This window comes from Lentzea californiensis, assembly GCF_024648825.1.
Lineage (GTDB): Bacteria > Actinomycetota > Actinomycetes > Mycobacteriales > Pseudonocardiaceae > Lentzea > Lentzea californiensis.
Map to the genome: position 1 here is coordinate 67,233 of NZ_JANBBE010000009.1, position 19,743 is coordinate 86,975.

Annotated in this window: 21 protein-coding genes; 9 read left to right on the plus strand and 12 right to left on the minus strand. The window is 70.8% G+C overall.

Translation table 11 applies throughout. The annotated features are described in order from the left end of the window. Window positions 1–7: 7 nt before the first annotated feature. The 8 genes from LX88_RS29305 to LX88_RS29340 form a co-directional block, all read right to left on the minus strand. Window positions 8–1,804, minus strand: a complete 1,797-nt coding sequence (locus tag LX88_RS29305; RefSeq protein ID WP_258950997.1) for an ABC transporter ATP-binding protein — start codon at window positions 1,802–1,804, stop codon at window positions 8–10. 41 nt (window positions 1,805–1,845) lie between these two features. Further along, complete coding sequence (locus tag LX88_RS29310; protein ID WP_258950998.1) at window positions 1,846–2,874, minus strand: iron-siderophore ABC transporter substrate-binding protein; 1,029 nt, start codon at window positions 2,872–2,874, stop codon at window positions 1,846–1,848. 94 nt (window positions 2,875–2,968) lie between these two features. Further along, window positions 2,969–3,802, minus strand: a complete 834-nt coding sequence (locus tag LX88_RS29315) for an ABC transporter ATP-binding protein (RefSeq protein WP_258950999.1) — start codon at window positions 3,800–3,802, stop codon at window positions 2,969–2,971. A gap of 29 nt (window positions 3,803–3,831) precedes the next feature. Further along, window positions 3,832–4,896, minus strand: coding sequence for a FecCD family ABC transporter permease (locus tag LX88_RS29320; protein WP_258951000.1), 1,065 nt, complete (start codon window positions 4,894–4,896; stop codon window positions 3,832–3,834). After that, entirely contained in the window at window positions 4,893–5,948 is a 1,056-nt protein-coding gene (locus tag LX88_RS29325) for a FecCD family ABC transporter permease (RefSeq protein ID WP_258951215.1), read from the minus strand. The genes LX88_RS29320 and LX88_RS29325 overlap by 4 nt, the downstream gene beginning before the upstream one ends. A gap of 41 nt (window positions 5,949–5,989) precedes the next feature. Continuing rightward, a complete protein-coding gene (locus LX88_RS29330) occupies window positions 5,990–7,507 on the minus strand; it encodes a tetratricopeptide repeat protein (RefSeq protein WP_258951001.1) in 1,518 nt (505 codons plus the stop codon). Between the two features lie 98 nt (window positions 7,508–7,605). Next, entirely contained in the window at window positions 7,606–7,992 is a 387-nt protein-coding gene (locus tag LX88_RS29335; RefSeq protein WP_258951002.1) for a hypothetical protein, read from the minus strand. 38 nt (window positions 7,993–8,030) lie between these two features. Then, window positions 8,031–8,900 (minus strand): alpha/beta hydrolase, encoded by an 870-nt coding sequence (locus LX88_RS29340; protein WP_258951003.1) that lies wholly within the window; start codon window positions 8,898–8,900, stop codon window positions 8,031–8,033. Window positions 8,901–9,012: 112 nt separating this feature from the next. Here LX88_RS29340 and LX88_RS29345 point away from each other — a divergent pair, with 112 nt between their 5' ends. Both LX88_RS29345 and LX88_RS29350 read left to right on the plus strand, forming a co-directional pair. Further along, complete coding sequence (locus LX88_RS29345) at window positions 9,013–9,306, plus strand: DUF3099 domain-containing protein (protein ID WP_258951004.1); 294 nt, start codon at window positions 9,013–9,015, stop codon at window positions 9,304–9,306. Then, window positions 9,303–9,683, plus strand: coding sequence for an NAD-binding protein (locus tag LX88_RS29350; RefSeq protein ID WP_258951005.1), 381 nt, complete (start codon window positions 9,303–9,305; stop codon window positions 9,681–9,683). The genes LX88_RS29345 and LX88_RS29350 overlap by 4 nt, the downstream gene beginning before the upstream one ends. Here LX88_RS29350 and LX88_RS29355 read toward each other — a convergent pair. Continuing rightward, window positions 9,680–11,011 (minus strand): TIGR01777 family oxidoreductase, encoded by a 1,332-nt coding sequence (locus LX88_RS29355; protein WP_258951006.1) that lies wholly within the window; start codon window positions 11,009–11,011, stop codon window positions 9,680–9,682. The genes LX88_RS29350 and LX88_RS29355 overlap by 4 nt on opposite strands. Before the next feature lie 173 nt (window positions 11,012–11,184). On the opposite strand from LX88_RS29355, the gene LX88_RS29360 reads away from it, so the two are divergent. Beyond that, the gene (locus tag LX88_RS29360) at window positions 11,185–11,850 is read left to right on the plus strand and encodes a lytic polysaccharide monooxygenase auxiliary activity family 9 protein (protein ID WP_258951007.1); all 666 of its coding nucleotides are present in this window, start codon (window positions 11,185–11,187) and stop codon (window positions 11,848–11,850) included. A 51-nt stretch (window positions 11,851–11,901) separates the two neighbouring features. Here LX88_RS29360 and LX88_RS29365 read toward each other — a convergent pair whose 3' ends face one another. Continuing rightward, window positions 11,902–14,214 (minus strand): beta-L-arabinofuranosidase domain-containing protein, encoded by a 2,313-nt coding sequence (locus LX88_RS29365; protein ID WP_258951008.1) that lies wholly within the window; start codon window positions 14,212–14,214, stop codon window positions 11,902–11,904. Window positions 14,215–14,541: 327 nt separating this feature from the next. After that, window positions 14,542–15,168: a MarR family winged helix-turn-helix transcriptional regulator gene (locus tag LX88_RS29370; RefSeq protein WP_258951009.1), complete on the minus strand. Its 627-nt coding sequence runs from the start codon at window positions 15,166–15,168 to the stop codon at window positions 14,542–14,544. A gap of 158 nt (window positions 15,169–15,326) precedes the next feature. On the opposite strand from LX88_RS29370, the gene LX88_RS29375 reads away from it, so the two are divergent. The 6 genes from LX88_RS29375 (at window position 15,327) to LX88_RS29400 (ending at window position 19,250) form a co-directional block, all read left to right on the plus strand. Further along, window positions 15,327–15,728, plus strand: a complete 402-nt coding sequence (locus tag LX88_RS29375; RefSeq protein ID WP_258951010.1) for a globin family protein — start codon at window positions 15,327–15,329, stop codon at window positions 15,726–15,728. After that, window positions 15,725–16,252, plus strand: coding sequence for a TlpA family protein disulfide reductase (locus tag LX88_RS29380; protein WP_258951011.1), 528 nt, complete (start codon window positions 15,725–15,727; stop codon window positions 16,250–16,252). Before LX88_RS29375 ends, LX88_RS29380 begins: the two co-directional genes overlap by 4 nt. Before the next feature lie 34 nt (window positions 16,253–16,286). Continuing rightward, complete coding sequence (locus LX88_RS29385; RefSeq protein WP_258951012.1) at window positions 16,287–16,826, plus strand: carboxymuconolactone decarboxylase family protein; 540 nt, start codon at window positions 16,287–16,289, stop codon at window positions 16,824–16,826. A gap of 129 nt (window positions 16,827–16,955) precedes the next feature. Beyond that, complete coding sequence (locus LX88_RS29390; RefSeq protein ID WP_258951013.1) at window positions 16,956–17,408, plus strand: hypothetical protein; 453 nt, start codon at window positions 16,956–16,958, stop codon at window positions 17,406–17,408. Between the two features lie 37 nt (window positions 17,409–17,445). Next, entirely contained in the window at window positions 17,446–18,606 is a 1,161-nt protein-coding gene (locus LX88_RS29395; protein WP_258951014.1) for a sensor histidine kinase, read from the plus strand. Continuing rightward, entirely contained in the window at window positions 18,606–19,250 is a 645-nt protein-coding gene (locus LX88_RS29400) for a response regulator (protein ID WP_258951015.1), read from the plus strand. The genes LX88_RS29395 and LX88_RS29400 overlap by 1 nt, the downstream gene beginning before the upstream one ends. On the opposite strand, the gene LX88_RS29405 is transcribed toward LX88_RS29400, so the two are convergent. Further along, window positions 19,243–19,704, minus strand: a complete 462-nt coding sequence (locus LX88_RS29405) for an RDD family protein (protein WP_258951016.1) — start codon at window positions 19,702–19,704, stop codon at window positions 19,243–19,245. The two genes, LX88_RS29400 and LX88_RS29405, sit on opposite strands and share 8 nt — an antisense overlap. Window positions 19,705–19,743 lie beyond the last annotated feature (39 nt).

Sequence of the window (19,743 nt, forward strand, 5' to 3'; positions counted from 1 at the left end):
GCCTAACCTAAGTATTTGTCGTTCCGAATCGCCAAGCGGCCCAAAGGGCGGCGTAACGCCCGTCACGCGCGACAAGTTCTTCGTGTGTCCCCTGTTCCAGCACGCGACCTGCGTCGAGAACGGCGATGCGGTCCGCGGCGATCGCCTGGGTCAAGCGGTGCGCGACCAGGAGCGTGGTGCGGCCCCGGCACGCCGCGAGCGCCGCTCGTTCCAGCGCGGCGGCACCCTGGCTGCCCGCCTCGGCCGTCGACTCGTCCAGCACGACGACGGGGGAGCGGCCGAGCACCAGGCGGGCGAGCGCGATCTGGGCGACCTTGGTCACGTCGAGGCGTTCGCCGCCCTCGCCGACATCGGTCCGCAGGCCCTGCGGCAACGCCTCCACCCACGAATCCGCGCCCACGGTCCGCAACGCGTCCATCAGCTCGTCGTCGGTCGCATCCGGTGCGGCGAGCCGGAGGTCCTCGGCCAGCGGGCCGGCGAACACGTGCGCTTCCTGGGTCAGGATGCTGACGAGCGCGCGGGCCCCCGCCTCGTCCAGACCGGCGAGGTCGGAGGAGCCGATGTGCACGGAGCCGGTCAGCGGCGTGCCGGTCCCGGCGACCAGGGCCGCCAGGGTCGTCTTGCCCGCACCGGTCGCGCCGACGAGCGCGAGTGACGTTCCCGCCGGGATCTCCAGGTCGACGTCCCGCAGCACGTCGTGCTCGGATTCGGGATACCGGAAGGAAAGGCCGCGCACCGAAACCGGAAGCGGCTGAGCGTTCGCGTCGACGGCCACCGCGCTGCGCACGAGTTCGTCGCCGCCGGATTCGGTGGTCACGCCGACCAGTCGCGTCAGGCCGGCGCCGGATTTCTGCGCCTCGTCGAAGAAGGCCATGATCAGGCCGAGCGGGACGAACAACTTGTGGAACAGCAGAGCCGCGACGGAGACCTGGCCCAGCGACGACTGCCCGTTGATCACCAGGAGGTAGCCGACGACGATGATCAGGCCTAGCCCGATGAACTCGGCGCGGTTCTCCCGGCCGATGAACCGGCCGAAGAACCGGAAGACCTCGATGCCGATGTTGCGCACCCGCCACGACTCGGCGGTCACCTTGTCCCGGAACGCGTTCTCCAGGCGGTAGGCGCGCACGGTCGCGATGCCGTCGAGGCCGCTGATCAACGCCTGCGCGCGATCGGCCTGCGCCTCGGACCGGGCGCGGTAGAGCGGCTGCGACCGGGGCAGGTACCAGCGCAACGCCAGCCAGTACGCGGGAAGCGCGCACGCGCCGGCGAGACCGAGCCGCCAGTCGAGGCCGAACATGCCGGCGGTCGCGATCACGACCAGCACGACCGCCGAGAAGATCGTCGGGATGGCCGTGCGGAAACCCTTGGAGATGACGGCGACGTCGTCACCGACGCGCGAGAGCACGTCACCGCGGCCGACCTCCTCGATCCGGGCGCTCGGCATCCCGAGCACCGCGCGCACCGCGCCTTCCCGCAGGCGCGCCAGCATCTCCGCGCCCACCCGGCCGACGAGGTAGGTCGACACCGCGGTCATGGCCGCGCCGGCCAGCGCCGAGATGACCGTCGCGATGCCGATCGACCAGAGGATCGACGCGTCGCGGCCCTGCACGACGCCGTCCACGACGGTGCCCAGCAGGAACACCGGGACGATCTGCAGCACCGCCCCGGCCACCGTCGCCACGACGGTGGCGATCGGCAGGCCGGGGGCGGAACGGCAGTGGTCGTACACCCAGCGAGAGGCCTCCCGCCCGGACGCCGTGCGCAGGATCTTCGTCCGCGCGCCGGAGACGCTCGTGGTCACGAGGGGAGGCCTTTCGCTGGAACTGTTGTGTAGTCAGAACATCAGCCGACGGACTTGGCGGCCTTCACGAGCTCGTCCACCGCGTACGGCATGGACGCCAGGGTCGCCTGCGAGATCGCGGCACCGACGGCCGGGCCCTCGCTGTCGAGGATGTAGTGGACCTTGCCGGCCTTGACCGCGGGCAGGTTGTTGAAGAGCTCGAAACCCTTGAGCGCCTTCAGGTCCGCTTCGTCGTTGATGATGAAGATGCGGTCGACGTTCATCACGTCGATGCGCTCGGGCGACAGCGACACGAAGAACTTGCCCGCCGCGAGCTCGTCGACCTTCGTGTTGCCCTTGAAGCCGATGCCGGTGATGACCTGTCCGCGCACGTCGGTCGTGGCGAACGGCCCGATGGCGTCCTTGTACCAGGACGCGACGACCGCGGTCTCGCTGGCCCAGGGCGCGTTCGCGGCCTTGGCGGCGGCGACCTTGTCGTCGATCGCCTTGATGGCCTTGGCGCCCTCGTCACCCTTGCCGACCGCCTTCGCGATCTGCAGCGCGTTGTCCTGCCACTTGGCGGAGAACGGCTCCTTCTCGTCCTTGGTGCGGCCGACCGTCGGGGCGATCTTGGTGAGCTTGTCGTACCACTCCTGCGTCGCCTCGGAGTAGACGGCGACGATCAGGTCCGGGCGCAGCTCGGCGATCTTCTCGAAGTTCGGCTCGGTGTCACCGTTCTTCATGATGACCTCGGGCGTGGTCGAACCCCACTTGTCCTTCACCCACGGCCACTGCGTGTTGATGTCGGGCTTCTTGCCGTCGGGGTTCGGGTACTGGTCGACCATGCCGACCGGGACGACGCCCAGTGCGAGCAGGGTCTGCTCGTCGGTGTAGCCGAGGGAGACGACGCGCTTGGGCGCTTCCTTGATCTCCGTCGTGCCGAAGAAGTGCTCGACCTTGGTCGGGAACGAGCCACCGGAGGCGTTGCCCGCGTCCGGGGTCGTGGCAGGCGTGGAAGAACCGCACCCGGCGAGGACGCTGGCACCGACCACCGCGGCTGCTGCCACAGCGGTCAGTCGCTTCCAGGTCATGGTCGTTCTCTGGCCCATTCGGCACCTCGTTCTTCGCTGCCCACGCGGCGGGGGAAATTAGGACAGCCGAACCTTATCACCCGGTTAGGGCAGGCTAACTTGGTTCTTGGTCACTCTTCGATACCACGTGCGTCCGGCCGATGGGGACGATCAACGGACGCTCGCTGACGGGGTCGTCGATCACCTTCGCCTGCAGGCCGAACGTGTCCAGCAACAACTCGCTCGTGATCACCTGGCTCGGATGCCCCTGCGCGACGATCGACCCCGACTTCATCACGATCAGGTTGTCGCTGTAGCGAACGGCCAGGTTCAGGTCGTGCAGGACCATGACGATCGTGCAGCCGCCCTCGTGCAGGTCGTCGACGAGGTCGATCACGTCGATCGCGTGCGCGAGGTCGAGATAGGTCGTCGGCTCGTCCAGCAGCAGCAGATCGGTGCCCTGCGCGAGCGTCATGGAGATCCACACCCGCTGCCGCTGGCCGCCCGAGAGCGAGTCGACGGGGCGGTGGGCGAGATCGGCCACGCCGGTCATGTGCAACGCCTTGGCGACGACGTCCGCGTCGTCGCTCGACCACTGGCGCACCCAGCTCTGGTGCGGGTGCCGGCCGCGGGCGACCAGGTCGGCGACCGTGAGGCCCTCCGGCGCGATCGGGGTCTGCGGGAGCAGGCCCATCCTCTTCGCGACGTCCTTGGTCTTGAGCCGCGCGATGTCGCCGCCGTCGAGCAGCACCGTGCCCTGGCGTGGCTTGAGCAGCCGCGACAGCGTCCGCAGCAGCGTCGACTTGCCGCAGCCGTTGGGCCCGATGACCGTGGTGATCACCCCGGTCGGGATGGCGACGTCCAGGTTGTCGAGCACGACCCGGTCGGCGTACCCGACCGTGACGCCCTCGGCCCCCAGTCGGGCGGCATCGTTGCGCAGCGCGGTCATAGGTCAACCTTACTTAATGCAGGCTTACCTCAGGCCGCGCGTCTGAGGTTCGAGCGCACCAGCAGGTAGAGGAGGAACGGACCGCCGATGATCGCCGTGACGACGCCGACCGGCAGGTCGTTGGGCAGGACCGTCCGCGCGATCAGGTCCGACCCGATCAGCAGCACCGCGCCGAACAACCCCGACGCGATCACCGGCGGCACGGGGGAGCGCACCAGCCGCATGGCGATCTGCGGCGCGACCAGTGCCACGAACGGCACCGGACCTGCGGCGGAGACCGCGACACCGGCCAGCAGCACCGCGCAGAGCAGCAGCACCGCGCGCACGGCCGAGTAGCGCACACCGAGCCCCGCGGCGACGTCGTCACCGAAGTGCATGGGCTGCATCTGGAACGCGACGACCAGCACGACGACGACCAGCACCGCCATGATCCAGACCGACGCCCACACCTCGGTCCACGACCGCGAGTCGAGCGACCCGACGAGCCACCGCTGCGCACGGGCGACGTCGCGGATGTCGGCGAGCACCAGCAGCCACGTCGTGAGCGCCTGCATGACCGCGCTGACCGAGACGCCGATGAGGATCAGCCGGAACCCGTCGATGCCCTTCTTCCACGCCATGAAGTAGACGAGCAGACCGGTCAGCAGCCCGCCGGTGAGCGCGGCCGTGGAGAGCCCGAAGGCGCTGCCGATCGCCGAGCCGCCGCCGGCCGTCACGACGAAGACCGCCGTGGCGCTGGCGCCGCCGGTGATGCCGAGGACGTCCGGGCTGGCCAGCGCGTTGCGGGCGATCGACTGGGTCAGCGCTCCCGAGATGCCGAGCGCGACGCCGGCGATCACCCCGATCAGCGCCCGCGGCATCCGCAGGTCCATGACCACGAACTCGTCGACCCGCTCGCCCTGGCCGATCAGCGTCCTGAACACCGCGGGCAGTTCGATGGTGAAGTCGCCGACCGCGATCGACACGCAGAAGATCAGGAACGTCAGCGCCGCCAGCACGACCGTGACGAGCACGGTCCACGGCCGCCAGACCCAGGACCAGCCGCCGACGCGGACGCCGCGGTGCAGTTCGGGCGCTTCCGGTGCGGTGGTCATGCCTGCCTGAACTTTCCGAGCCAGACCAGCACCGCGAAGAACGGGGCGCCGAGGAGTGCGATGACGATGCCGGCCTGCAGTTCGGCCGGACGCACGACGAGCCGGCCCGCGATGTCGCCGAGCAGCAGCACGCCCGCCCCGAGCAACCCCGCGTACGGCACCAGCCAGCGGTAGTCCGGCCCGGTGAGCCACCGCGCGACGTGCGCGACCATCAGACCGAGGAAGGCGATCGGCCCGCACGCCGCCGTGGCCGCGCCCGCGAGCAGCGTGACGGCCAGGACGCCGACCGTGCGGCCGGCCGCGATGTTCACGCCGAGGCCGCGCGCGACGTCGTCACCGAGGTTGAGCAGGTTGATCACGGGCAGGTTGATCAGCGCCAGCACGAGGCCGACGCCCATGAAGATCGACGCGACCGTGATCACGTCGAACCCGACGCCCTGCACCGAGCCCGCGTTCCAGAACCGCAGCACGTCGAGCGTCTGCTTGTCGCCCAGCGCGACCGCGGTCGTCATCGCGGCCAGGAACACCGTGACGCCCTGCCCGGCCAGCGCGAGCGTGAGGGGGTTGCCCGCGCCGCGCCCGAGGCTCGAGAGCCCGAACACCACCGCGCCCGCCACCGCGGCACCGAGGAACGCGAACCACATGTAGTGGACCGGGTTCTGCAGGCCGAGCAGGTAGATGGAGAGCACCACGGCGAACGACGCCCCGGAGTTGACGCCGAGCAGGCCGGTGTCCGCGATGGGGTTGCGGGTGTGCCCCTGGATCAACGCGCCCGCGACGCCGAGCCCGATGCCCGCCACGATCGCGAGCACGGTCCGCGGCACGCGCAGCGTCTGCACGATCAGCGTGATCTCGACGAGCCGCTGGTCGTCGCCGGGATCACCGAACAACCCCTGCCACACCTCGGCCGGGGTGAGCGACCGCGCGCCGATCACCAGCGACAGCACCGCCGCCCCGGCGAGCAGCACCAGCAGGCCCGCCAGCCCGAGCCGGCGCCGCCGGTGCGGACTCTCCCCAGGTGCGGCCTCGGGCCCGCGTTGCTCCACGACCATGCTCACGACGGGCTACGTTAGCTCCCGTCCGGCCCGTTCGGTCAGGGCACCCTTACCTCGATCGCCCGCACGGTCTTCTCCAGAGCCCCGCCGAGCACCTTCCGGCCGAGCAGCCCGAGCGAGAGACCGAGCAGTTTCCCCTTGAGGTTCTTGCCTTCCCGCACCACCTCGGCGTGCACGAGCGTCGTGCCGCCGGCCTGCTTCGTGAACGTGTAGGTGTGGCCGGACCGCCCGCCCCACACGTTGGAGTCCACGGTGGTCAGCACGATCCGGTCCGGGTCGGACCAGTCGTAGTGCAGGCGCTCCCAGATGCCGCCGGACCCCTCGGTCACGTCCGCGAAGGTGTCGCCCCGCTCGTGCACCCGCAGGTCGGCGTCGGCGCTGTTGGGGAAGAGGTCCGCGCGGCCGGGGCCGAAGTCGGTGAGCCCGGCGACGAACTCCGCGGGCGTCGCGGTGGTCTGCTGGGTCAGGGTGATGGTGGGCATGTCGTCCGCTCCTCGTGTTGCTGTTGCAGGAGTCAGACTTCCCGGGCCAGGGTGTCGTTCGCGCCCGTGGGTGTCCCTGGTCGCAAGTGCTCGCGCAGGCGGTCCGCCTCCTCGTCGCGGCCCTGCTGCTCCAGCATGCCGAGCGCCCGCAGCCAGACCTCCGCGGCCCGTTCCGGCCGCCCGAGCGCCAGGTGGGTGTGGCCGAGGCTCGTCAACGTGCCGGCGGTGCCGTAGTCGTCGGCGGCGGCCCGGTACAGCTCGACGGCGTGTTCGTAGTGGGTGATCGCCGCCGCGTTGGTCGCCGCTCCGGTGCTCGGCGCGGGCCAGGGCGTCGCGGGCGGTCGCCTCGCCGTGCCGGTCGCCGAGTTCGTGCAGCAGTTCGAGTGCCCTGGTGGCGTGCAGGCGGCCCTGTGCGGTGTCGCCGACCTCCGCGGCGCAGTGCCCGATGTTGTTGTGCGCCATGGCGACCAGCATCTTGTTGCCGGACACCTCGTAGTGCGGGAGCGCGGCCTTGGCGTGCTCGAACGCTCGTCCGTGCTCCGACCGGCTGGCCCACAGCCACGCGAGCGTGGCGTGCACGTCGGCCAGCGGCAGCGCCTCACCGGCCTGTTCGGCGAGGACCAGTGCCTCGTCCAGGTGGTGCTGCGCCTCGGCGTGGCGCTGGACCTGGCCGAGGCTGCCGCCCATGACCCGGTGCGCGACGACGCGGTCCGCCGGGTTCCGCGCCGCGCCGAGGGCGGCCCGCCACACCGCGAGCTCGTCGTCGAGGTGGCCCCGCCGCTGGTGGTAGGCGTGCGACACCCTGGCCAGCAACACGACCTCGTCGTTCCACCCGTGTGCGGCCGCGGCCTGCTGCACGGCCAGGCGGGTGCCGCGTTCGGCGTCGAACCACGCCAGCGCACCGGCCTGGTCGCCGGCGGCGGTGACGCTGGTGCGTGGTTCGCCGAGGGTGATCAACGGGCGGTGCGGGTCGATCAGGCGGTCGTTGGCGTGGGCGGTGTGCACGTGGTGGTCGACCAGGCGCCGCAACGCTTCCACGACCTCGTTGACGTCGATCGCCAGCGCCGCCAGCACGCACCGCTGCCGCGCGTGCCCGAGCTCGACCGGACGCCGCCGGCGCGGGCGCCCACCTCGCCGAACAGGGCGATCTCGACCGTCACGGCCGCCTCCGCTCAGCTGTCCTTCGCGGCGGAGAGGAGCGACACGACGGCCAGGCCGGTGTTGACGGCGGAGATGATCGTGGTCAGTTTCGCCGCCTTGGGCGGCAGTTCGCCGCGCCTTCCTGCGTAGACGGCGGCGGCGGTGTCCGTGGCGTGGATCAGCACGGCCTGGCGCAGGACCCGGCGGGCGTTCGCGTCGGTGCTCTTGAGCGTCAGCAGGTCGACGCCCAGGACGAGCGTGCGGATGCCGAACATGCGGGCGGGGTAGACGAACCTCCTGTCGTCGCCCAGTTCGTCACCCAGGCTCTTCGCCATCCGGTCCGCGGCGACCAGGCCGAGGGCACCGTTGAAGATCCGGACGCAGGCCAGAGTGGTTCGCGTGACATCGCCCAGCTTCATGCCGCCACCTCGTGTCGATCTTCAGTTTCCGCGGCAGTCTAGGAGAAACGGGCGGCGAGCCACTGCTCGATGTCGTCTCGTGCCGCTTGCGCCATCTTGGTGCTGCGGTTGGTGAAGCCGTGCAGCGACTCCGGGTAGACCCTCAGGTCGACCTCGCCCACCGCCGCCGCCCGTGCCGCCATGGCCAGGTTGTCCTCCAGCACGACGTCGAGTGCCCCGACGACCATCAGCAGCGGCGGCAGACCGCGCAGGTCGCCGTAGACCGGTGAGATGTCCGGGACGGTGCGGTCGGGTGCCTGTCCCGCGTAGGCCTCGATGAAGTACTCGTCCGCGATCAGCCGGCCGGCGGGGGTGAGGCCGCTCAGGTCGTACGTGCCGAACTGCAGCACCGCCCCGGTGAACGGGTGGTCGCGCAGCCGGAGCAGCGTCGTCACGGCGAGGGTGGCGCCCGCCGAGAAGCCGCCGATGACCATCCGGCGGGTGCCGAAGCGTTCCTCGGCGTGCTCGACCAGCCAGCGCGCCGCGGTCTCGGCGTCGTCGGGCGCGGCCGGCCACGGGTGCTCCGGGGCGAGCCGGTACTCGACGCCGACGACCACGACGCCGAGCGCGTCCGCGAGCCGCCGGTCGCGTTCGTCGTCCTGAGCCGTGTGACCCAGGTAGAAGCCGCCGCCGTGGAAGTGGAGGTAGACGCCGTTCGGGCGGCCCGGCGGCTCGTGGATCCTGACGGGCACCCGCCGGCCGTTCGCCTCGACCGTCGTCGAACCGCCGAGCGCCGCGGGCCTCACCTCCCGCAGCTCCTCGGCGTTCGCCGGCCCTCTTCTGATTCCCCTGCGGGTGTTCTCGGCCCGGACCTCCTCGACGTGCCGCGCCAGCTCCGGGTCCATGAAGTCGTTCAACCTCAGTCGCACTTGGGCATCCCCCTGCCGTGTTCGTGCGTCGAGTCAACCAGCCGACGTGACCCAGCAGACACGAACCCGATCGGCCGGCGATGCGAACGTCCAGGAGAACGGAGGTGTTGCTGTGAACTCGCAGAGGCGAGAAGACCCCGTGCTGATCACCTCGGCCGCCCCGTCGTACCAGGAGCAACTCGCCGCACGGCGCCGCAGGTACGCCCTCATGATGAGCCTGCGCATCCCGTGCATCGTGCTGGCCGTCGTGTTCGCGAAGATCTGGTGGCTCGCTCTCATCCTGATCCTGCTGTCCGTTCCGCTACCGTGGATGGCCGTCCTCATCGCGAACGACCGGCCGCCGCGCAAAGCCGAGACGCCACAGCGCCTGGAGCGGTCGCGCCGGGCGATCGAGGAGCCGAAGTGATCGGGCTCACGGTCGTGGTCGGGTACGGGGACGCGGCGCTGGACGTCCTGCGGCACCTCCCGTTGCACGTCGAGGAACCCGAGGTCGTGGTGGTCGACCCCGACCCGATCGCGCTGACCGCCGCGCTGGCCAACGGCGCCAGGGTCGTGCGGGGCGACGGGCGGGACATCTGCGCGCTGCGGCAGGCCCAAACTCAGTTCGCGGCACGGGTGGTCGTCGCCGTCCCCGACGACAGGGACGGCCTGCTGATCACCATGGCCGCGCGCGGTCTCAACCAGTCGGCGATCATCGTCGCGGCGGTGCGCGACTCGGCCAACCAGGAGCTGTTCGCCAGGCTGGGCGCGGACGACGTCTTCGTGCGCGTCCGATCCGCTTAGTTCACCGGCACGCGGCCCAGCACGTGCCGCAGTGCCGGTTCCAGGTCCGGGTACCGGAACCTGTGCCCGGCCTTGGCCAGTGCGGCGGGCCGGACCAGCTGGCTCGCCTCGGCCAGTTCCCGCGCGCCCTGCTCACCCAGCAGGAGCTTCGGCCCGAACGACGGCACCGGCAGCAGTGCGGGCCGGCGCAGGACCTTGGCGAGCGTGGCGGCGTAGGTGCTGTTGCGCACGGCGTCGGGGGCGACGGCGTTGACCGGCCCGCTGAGCTCGCTGTCGTAGAGCGCGCGGTGGTAGACGTCGACGAGGTCGTCCATGCCGATCCACGACTGCCACATGCGCCCGTCACCGAGCCGCCCGCCCAGCCCTGCGGCGAACAGCGGGTGGAAGAGCCACAGCGTGCCGCCGTCGGGGGACTGGACCAGCCCGGTGCGAACGTTCACCACGCGCACGCCGGCCGACGCGGCGGGCGCGGTGGCTGCCTCCCAGTCGGCGACCAGGTCCGCGAGGAAACCCTCGCCTCGTTCGCTGTCCTCGGTGAGCTCCTCGTCGCCCCGGTCGGGGCCGTAGAAGCCGATCGCGGACGCGCTGACGAACACCGGCACACCGGTGGTGGCGGCCAGTTCGGCGAGTGCCCTGGTCGGTCCGATCCTGGACGAACGGATCGCCCGCCGGTGCGCTTCGGTGAACCTGCCCGCGATCGACGCGCCCGCCAGGTGGATCACAGCGTCCACATCGGACAGCAGGTCGGGTGCCGGGCGGCCGGTGTCCCAGCGCCGTTCGTCCGGGGCGGCGGGGGAGTGGCGGACCAGCTTCACCACGCGGTGGCCCGCCGTGCTCAGGAACGCCCACAGCGCCGTGCCCACGAACCCGCTGCCGCCGGTGATCGCCACCGTGAGCGGCCGGTCGCCCGCCTTGCGCGCCGAGGCCTGGGCCGCCAGGTCGGCGGCGAGCTGGCGGTGCCGGTAGGCGAACATCGACCGCAGCAGCGCACCGGGAACAGGCGTCTCCACGCGGTCGGTCATCCGCGTCCGCTCGCCCTCCACCGCGAACTCGTGGGTGTGCCGCCACTTCAGCGCCCAGCTCAGCGGCGCGGAGTCCAGTTCGTCGACGAACCGATGCGGCGGCTCGAAACCGGTGTGCCGTGCACCCCAGCGCAGTCCGAGCGGCAACCCCAGCACGGCGCGGCCACCGTCGAGGGTGCTCGCCTCGCTCACGACCCCCACCGGCTGCCACGGCGGCGAGAGCCGGTGGATGGCGCCCGGACGGGCGTGCCAGGCGAACACCTCGTCGAGGGGAGCGTCGACCACGCTGGAGAAGATCAGGGACATGCTCCAACGCTAAGTGCGCCCACGGGCGTCCGCTTGATGGATCGGACGGGCAAGTGATCACTCCGCGTGCCCTTGTGATCTCTTAGCGTCATCTGTAGGGTTAATGTTCTGGGAGCGCTCCCAATCCGCCGCTGCTGTCTGAACGTCGATCATCGGAGATCGGAGGCTCATTCATGCGCACGCGCAACAGCACCCTCGGGTCGCGCACCAGACGGCGGGGCTTCATCGCACTCGTCATCAGCGCGTTGGTCTGCACGTTCCTCTGGACGCCCACGGCGTCGGCCCACGGCACGATCGTCGGACCGGCCACCCGCGCCTACCAGTGCTGGCAGACGTGGGGCAGCCAGCACACGAACCCGGCCATGCAGCAACAGGACCCCATGTGCTACCAGGCCTTCCAGGCCAACTCCGACACCATGTGGAACTGGATGAGCGCGTTGCGGGACGGCCTGGGCAGGAACTACCAGGCGGCCACCCCGGACGGGCAGCTCTGCAGCAACGCCCTGACGCGCAACAACTCCCTGAACACGCCCGGCCGGTGGAAGACCACCAACCTGGGCAGCAGCTTCTCGATGCACCTGCACGACCAGGCCAGTCACGGAGCTGACTTCCTGCGCGTCTACATCAGCAAGAACGGGTTCGACCCGACCACCCAGCGACTGGGTTGGGGCAACCTGGACTTCATCACGCAGACCGGCAGGTTCGCTCCGGCCAAGGACATCAGGTTCGACGTCCAGACCTCCGGCGCGTACCGCGGCCACCACGTGGTGTTCACGATCTGGCAGGCCTCGCACCTGGACCAGGCGTACATGTGGTGCAGTGACGTGAACTTCGGCTAGTGCCGGAGTGGTGCGTGTCCCCGGGAACCACCGGGGACACGCACCACGCGTTCAGTTCGCGACCAGGCGCCAGCGGTTGTCCGCGGAGCCGTTGTCGGAGTCCTGCACGACCTGCGCCCCCGCGGTGGTGGAGCCGTTGAGGACGCCGAGCAGCTTGCCGCTGTGGGCGTTGCGGATCTTGTAGGTGCCGTCGCCGTTGGAGACGAGCGTCCACCTGTGGTCGGCGGTGCCGTTGTCGGACCACTGCAGGACGCGGGCGTTGTCGGCGGTGGACATGTTCTCCACGCCGAGGACCTTGCCGCTGTGAACGTTGCGCAGCCGCACGTCGGCCCCGTCGGTGACGATCTGCCAGTTGTGGTCGGCGGTTCCGCTGTCGTGCCACTGCACGGCGAGGCCACCGTCCGCCGTGGACATGTTCTGGACGCCCAGCACCATGCCGGTGCCCGCGTTGACCAGCCGGTGGCTCGCGGTGGCGGCGCCGGTGTTCCAGTAGACGTTGTAGTTGAAGCCGTGGGCGTCGTGGAACGGCCCGAGGTTCACCCGCGTCCCGTTCGCCGTCGCGGTGAACGCCAGCGACGTCGTGCTGGTGCGCGTGACGGAACCGACGTCCAGCGAAGGCAGCCCGGACGGCTTGGTGTCGCCGTAGTTGCCGGCGAGCACCGCCGGGCCGTAGGTCAGCGCGACGACACCGGCGTTGTCGTTGGCGGGCTGGGCGATCACGCGCATCGGCATTCGCAGCGCCACCACGTCGCCGGACGTCCACGAGCGCGTCAGGGACGCGTAGGTGCCGGGTGTCGTGGTCACGTTCTGCGCGACGCCGTTGACGCTGACGGTCGCGCCCGTGGTCCAGGCGGGGATGCGCAACCGCATCGTCCACGAGCCGGCCGCGTTGCCGGCGACGGTGAGCGTCGTGGTGTCGCTCGCCGGGTAGCTCGTGGTCTGGGTGACGGTGATGCCCCGCGACGACCACGTCAGCACCGACGGCGTGTACAGGTTCACCGTTAGGGTGCTGCCGCTGGAGAAGTAGATCGAGTCGGCGAGCTTGGTGTTGGTCTCCAGACCGGTGCCCTGGCAGCACCAGAACGTGCCGTAGTCCGTGCTCCAGTGGCCACCGCCCCACGCCGGGCCGGTCTCGCCACGCCGGTGACCGGGGTTGAGCCCGGTGAAGTAGCAGGTGTGGCCGTGGGGGTCCGCCGGGTTCTGCTGGCCGATCAGGTGGTTGAGCAGGGCGCGCTCGTAGTAGTCGAAGTACGCCGCCCTGCCGGGGTCGGTCAGCCACAGCTCCCGGGTCAGCCTGAGCATGTTGTAGGTGTTGCACGCCTCGCACGTGTCGGTGTTGAGGTAGGCGGCGATGGCGTTGGGGGCGCGGAAGTGCTCGGCCTGGCTGTTGCCGCCGATGACGTAGGTGTGCGCGCCGATGGTGATGTTCCAGGCGTTGAGGGCGATGTCGCGGTAACGGGTGGTCCCCGTCGCCTTGTACTCGCGTGCCGCGCCGATCCACTTCGGCACCTGGGTGTTGGCGTGCAGGCCGTTCAGGCGGTCCTGGTTCGACGCCAGCGGGTCGAACACGGCGGCGTGGTCGAACCGCTGGGCCGTCGTCAGCCAGCGGGAGTCGCCCGTCTGCTGGTACAGGTCGGCGAGCACGGCGTTCATGCCACCGAACTCGGTGCCCAGAACGGACTGCATCCGGCTGTAGGAAAGCCGGGCCGTGCGCCAGTCCACCCATCCGGCGAGGCGCAGCAGCACGTCGCGCGCCTGGGTGTTGCCGATGTGGCGCCACACGTCCAGCAACCCGGCGAGGGTCTTGTGCAGCGAGTAGTACGAGACGGCCTTGGGGGAGCCGTTCTCCAGCGCGTCGAAGTCCGACTCGGGGAAGCCCGCCAGGTAGCCGGTGTTGAACCCGGCCGCCGCGTTGTTCGCCTGGCACTTGGCCAGTTCCGCGACCATCTGGTTCGCCTTGTCCCGGCACGTCGTGTCGCCCAGGACCGCCCACGCCTGCGCCCAGGCCGTCAGGAAGTGCCCCTGGCTGTGCGTGCGGAACGGGAAGTTCGGCGCCTCCCACCCGCCCAGAGCGGCGGCGCCGTTCGTGGACAGCCGGTGGTTGGCGCGGAAGTTGTAGAGCAGGCGGTCGACGTCGACGAAACGCAGGTAGGACAGCGTCCGGTTCTGGTTGTCCAGCCACCGGCCCGACGTCAGCCGGACCTCGGACAGGTCGAACGGGTAGGCCGACACGCCGGTGTCGGCACGCACCGGCGGTACCGAGGCCGCCTGCGCGGAACCCGCCACCAGTGACGGCGCCGTGGTCGCGATGGCGGCCACACCCGCGGCTTGGAAGAGCCTGCGTCGACTCAACGATGAGGACATGAGGATGCTCCAGTGGCTCGGCGAAACTGCAGTCGCGGCGCGCAACGGAATGTAGCCACGTCGTTGCCGACAGGTCAACGCTCAATGTGAGCGTTAACTTTGAGCAAAGTCGGGACCGCGAGCATCTCCCATGTCTCGATCAGGCTTGATCTGTTAGCGCTCACAGACGCGGCGGCCGACGCTTCTCGCAGGGCGCCGCTCGCCTCGCAGGCCTTGCGGACGCGCTCGCCGTGAGCCGGGTCGGCTTTGCTGAAGTGGGTGATGGAGCGCCGGCGCATCGACGGCGACATCGAGGACCAGGTCGCCCGCCTGAAGGGCTGAGCGGCCTCAGCCGCGCTTGCGCCGGGCCGGCGTGATCGCCGGTTCGTGCTCCGGGCAGTCCGTGCGCAGGTCCGCCAGCGGCAGCGGGATGCGCAGCAGGTGGCAGTGGTGGGGCGCGTCCGGCTCGGGGTACTCGTCGCGCCCGAAGAAGCGGCACGTCGTGCACGTGTGCGTCACGCTCACCACGCCCGCGCGCTGGAGGTCCGCGATCGCGCGCAGGAGCGTGTGCAGTGTGATCGCCCTGTCCTGCTCGGAGATCCCGGCGAGCGCGGCCGTCAGCGGATCGTCCCAGGAGGACAGTCCTCGTGCGACCTCCTGGCCGGTGCCGGTCAGCGCCAGCGACCGGCGGCGGCCGTCCGTGCCGGGCGAGCGCGTCACGAGTTCCTTGCGCTCCAACGCACTCACCGCGTCGGACATCGTCGGGGTCGTGACGTCGAACTCCGCGGCGAGCGCGGCCACCTCGCCGCGGGCCTGGGAGTGCCGCGCCAGTGCCAGCACGGCCTGCTGCTGCAACGGCGACAGCCCGTGCTCCCTGGCGGTGCGCTGGGCCAGTGAACGCATGCCGTGCCCGAGCCGCTCGAGCGCGTCGGCCAGCCGCCGGTCGAGCCCGGCCGTGCCGTCGGTGTCAGTCATGCGATCCGCCTCGCCGGTGGGACTTTCCACGGCGATGGTACGTGCCGTCCGCACTGAGACCTGGATCACCTACCCCGGGAAGTGGGTAGGACTCCTACCTAGTTTGTGGCAGTCTGTGGTCACTCCACCGCGGAACTCCACCTCGTGAAGGAAGCGACATGACGTCTCCCGATCCCGTCCCGGGCTACACCCACGACGATTCCGGTCTCGCGCCGTCACCGGTCTCGGCGGCCGACCTCGAGCTGCTGACGGCGAGCGTCCTCTTCGGATCGGCGGACCAGCAGGCGTTGCGCACGGCCGCTGAGGTCCTCAGTGGACAGATCGACTTCTCCACGCCGGACGGCATGCCGATCGACGACTGCCTGGCGCGTGTGCGGGCACGGTCCGGGCACTGGATCATCGACACCTGCACCCGCCCGTACGACGAGCGCTGGCTGGCCTGCCAGCACGGGATCGCCCTGCGGCACACCGGCGTGGTTCAAGGCGGTCACGCTGCAGGTCACGCTGCAGGTCGCGCTCTGGTCGCAGCCCTACGCGGGCCGGACCTGGTGACGCCGTGAGCCTCCTGCTGTCCCCGTCGAGCGGTCTCCTGACGCCCGCCATGCCCTGGGAGACGACCGAATGGTTCAACGGCGAGCCGTTGAACCTGGCCCAGCTGCACGGCCGCGTGGTGGTGCTCGAAGCGTTCCAGATGCTGTGCCCCAGCTGCGTGAGCCATGCCCTTCCCCAGGCGGTGCGGCTGTCCAGGACCTTCGGTGACGAACTGGCCGTCATCGGCCTGCACACCGTGTTCGAACACCACCAGGCCATGACACCGGCGAGCCTCGAGGCGTTCCTGCACGAGTACCGCATCCCGTTCCCGGTCGGTGTCGACGCGCCGCGCAGTGCGCACCCGGCACCGGTCACCTTCAGCCGCTACCGCATGCAGGGCACGCCCACCACGGTCCTCATCGACCGCGACGGCATGCTGCGCGGCCAGACACTCGGCCCGGTTGACGACATGTCGCTGGCCTCGGCCGTCACCAGGTTGCTCGACGGCGCCGTACCGCCCGCGATCTGCGCCATCGACGGCACCTGCACCTGACCCACCCCCGTTCCACGTCCAGAGGAGAACCACCATGTCCCGCGTCGAACTCACCAACCCCGACCAGATCACCGACGAGCGCGCCGAGACCCTCGCGCAGATCAAGGGCGCCTTCGGCGTCGTGCCCAACATGTTCAAGGCCGTCGCCCACTCGCCCGCCGCGCTGCAGAGCATGTGGGCGCAGTTCGGGGCGCTGGGCAAGGGCGCGCTCGGCGCCAAGCTCGGCGAGATGGTCGCGGTCGCCGTGGCCGACCAGAACCGTTGCGACTACTGCCTCTCCGCGCACACCATGCTCGGCAGGAAGGCGGGTGCCACCGCCGAGGAGATGAGCAGCGCCCAGAACGGCAGGTCCGGCGACCCGCGCACCGCCGCCGTGCTGACGTTCGCCACCACCCTGGTCGAGAAGCGCGGCCAGATCGCCGACGCCGACGTCCAGGCCGCGCGCGACGCCGGGCTGAGCCAGGAGGAGATCGTCGAGACGGTGGCGCACGTGGCCCTCAACGTGTTCACCAACTACGTCAACGTCGCCCTGGACGTCCCGGTCGACTTCACCCGCGTGGCGCTGACCCGCTGACGGCGGCGGACGAGGAGCCCGGCATGCTGGCGGTCCCGGCACACCGCCGCAACCGGGCTCTAGTCCGAAAGTACGAGATGCCGATCCGGTGTGGGGCAACCGCTTTCCCCGCGCCCTAGCGTCGCGATCATGACTACTGCAACCGGCAGGACCACGCCGCCGGGCACCATCATCGCGGCCTTCGTCGGGTTCCTCGCGTCGTGCGTCTTCGCCGTGACGTCCGTGGGTGTGCTCGTCGGCACGCGCGACGACCTGGTGGAGGCGCTGAGGGCGTCCGGAACGGCGATGACCGAGGAGCAGCTGCAGAGCGCGGCCACGTTCACCCAGCTGCTGTTCGCGGGCATCGCGCTGGTGATCGCACTGGTGCAGCTGTGGCTCGCGTTCAAGCTCAGGTCCGGCCGCAACTGGGCGAGGATCCTGCTGACCGTGTTCACGGTGTTCCAGGTGGCATCGCTGTTCATCGGCGAGGGGACCGTGACCCTTCCCGCGTACGGCGGCGCGGCGGTCGCGGCGATGGCGGTGGTGGCGAGCTACCTGCCCGCCTCCAACGTCTACGTCGACACGGTCAAACGGGCGGGGTAGCGGCGTCCCGCGCCGGGAACGGGGCCAGAATGCCGGTATGACCGCAGGGGGAACGCCGGCGCGGCGGAGCGTGTTCGTGGCCGAGGTCGCCGCGCTGGTCATGGCGGTGGTGGCGGACTCAGTCCTCGCGGTGCGCGGGGACGGTGCCCGGGGTGTGCTCGGGCCGCTGATCGCCACGGTCGTGCCGTACGCGGGTGAGGCCGCCGCGGTCCTCGCGGTCCTGCGGCGCCGGTTCCCCCGGCGGATCGAACTGCTGGCGGGCGCTGTCCTGGGACTGTCTCTGCTGGGCACGGCCGTCGCGGAGTTCGTGGAACGGGCTCCCGTGCGGCCGCCGGTGACGGAGGTGCTGGCGGTGCTGTTGCTGGCCGCCGCCGGTTGCCGCCGGCTCCCTCCGGCGCGGGCGGCGGTGCTCGCCATCGCCGCCTGCGTCACCGTCGTGCTCGCCCCGGTCGTGCGCTACGGCCTCGACTCGGTGATCCCCGTGGCCGCCGCGGTGGCCTGGGGCGCCGCACTGGTGCTGGGCCTGATCCTGCGCGACGCGGACGCCCGGCATCGCCGCGAGCTGGAACGCGTCCGCAACGAGGACCGGTTGCAGCTCGCGCGGGACCTGCACGACCTGGTGGCGCACCACGTCACCGGCATCGTGGTGCGGACCCGCGCGGCCCAGGCGCTGGCCGCCAACCCGGCGGCGCCGGTCCAGGACCCCGCCGAGCTCTACGACCAGATCGAGCACGCGGCGGCAGAGGCGCTGACCGCGACGCGCGGCCTGGTCGGCGTGCTGCGCAGCGACGAGCCGCTGCCGTCCCCGAGCCTCGCGCTGGGTGACGTGGTGCGCGCGGCGGCAGGGGAGGCGCCGGTGCACGTGGCTGCCGACGTCGAGGCACTTCCGTTGCCACCACAGGTTTCCGTCGCGCTGCACCGGGTGTTGCTGGAGGCGCTGACCAACGTCCGGCGCCACTCGCGTCCTACCTTCGTGAAGGTCGCGGCGCGGTCCGAGGAGGGTTTTCTGGTGCTGGAGGTCGACAACGACGGTGTGCCGCCCGGTGTCGCGGCCGAGCACGGGCACGGCGTCATCGGCATGACCGAGCGCATGGCCGCGGTGGGCGGAGAGCTCGCCGCGGGCCCGCACGGGGACGGCGGCTGGCGGGTGGCCGCACGGGTGCCGGACGACTTCGACGGCCTGCCGAGGGGGCTCTGATGACGATCCGCGTGCTGATCGCCGACGACCAGACCCTCGTGCGCACCGGCTTCCGGCTGGTCCTCGACGCCGAGCCCGGCATCAAGGTGATCAGCGAGGCCGCCGACGGCGAGGCGGCGGTGCGCATGGCGCGGCAGCTGCGTCCCGACGTGACGCTGATGGACATCCGCATGCCGAAGCTGGACGGCCTGCGGGCGACCGAGCTGCTGGCGGGACCAGGCGTCGAGAACCCGTTGCGGGTGCTGGTCGTCACCACCTACGACGTTGACGCGAACGTCTACGCCGCGTTGCTCGCCGGGGCCTGCGGGTTCCTGGTCAAGGACGCCCGGCCGCGGTTGCTGGTGGAGGCGGTGCACGCCGCGGTGCGGGGTGAGGCGCTGGTGTCGCCCGCCGTCACGGTGCGGCTGCTCGCGCACTTCACCGCGGGCAACGGGCGCGAACACGCGGGCACGCCGCTGACCGGCCGTGAGCTCGACGCCGTGCTGGCGGTGGCACGCGGTCTGACCAACGCCGAGATCGCCGGCCACCTGAACGTCTCGCTGTCGACGGTGAAGTCGCACCTGGCCAACGCGGGCGGCAAGATCGGCGCGCGCAACCGCACCGAGATCGCGATCTGGGCGTGGCGCAACGGCCTGCTCAGGTGACGGTGCGGCGCACCACGACCGTGCCGGCGACCATGTCGCCGAGCCGCTGGTTGCGGGGCGTCACGGCGATCAGCACGGCGCCGACCAGCCCCAGCAGCAACCCGTCCACCGCCATCAGCAGCCACCGCACGAGGTAGGCCCGCAACGAGGGCTCGCCGCCGTGCAGCGTGGTGATCCGCAGGCCCAGCCACCGCATCGCCGGCGTCGAACCGCCGTGCCGGTGCGGGTACCACACCTCGATCCACAGCACCCCGAGCAACGACACCACGGCCACCGTCGCGAACGGCATCACCTCGAACACCTCCGGCGTCATGCCGAGCTTGATCAGCGGCAACGACAGCAGGACGCCGAGGACCAGGCTCAGGACGGCGGCGACCACCAGGAGGGCGAACTCGATGACGTGCTGCCAGTAACGGCGCAGGACGATCGACCGGGCATCGGCATCGGTGGCCACCCGGCCATCATGCCAAGGCCCGCAACCCGCCGGGTGGCG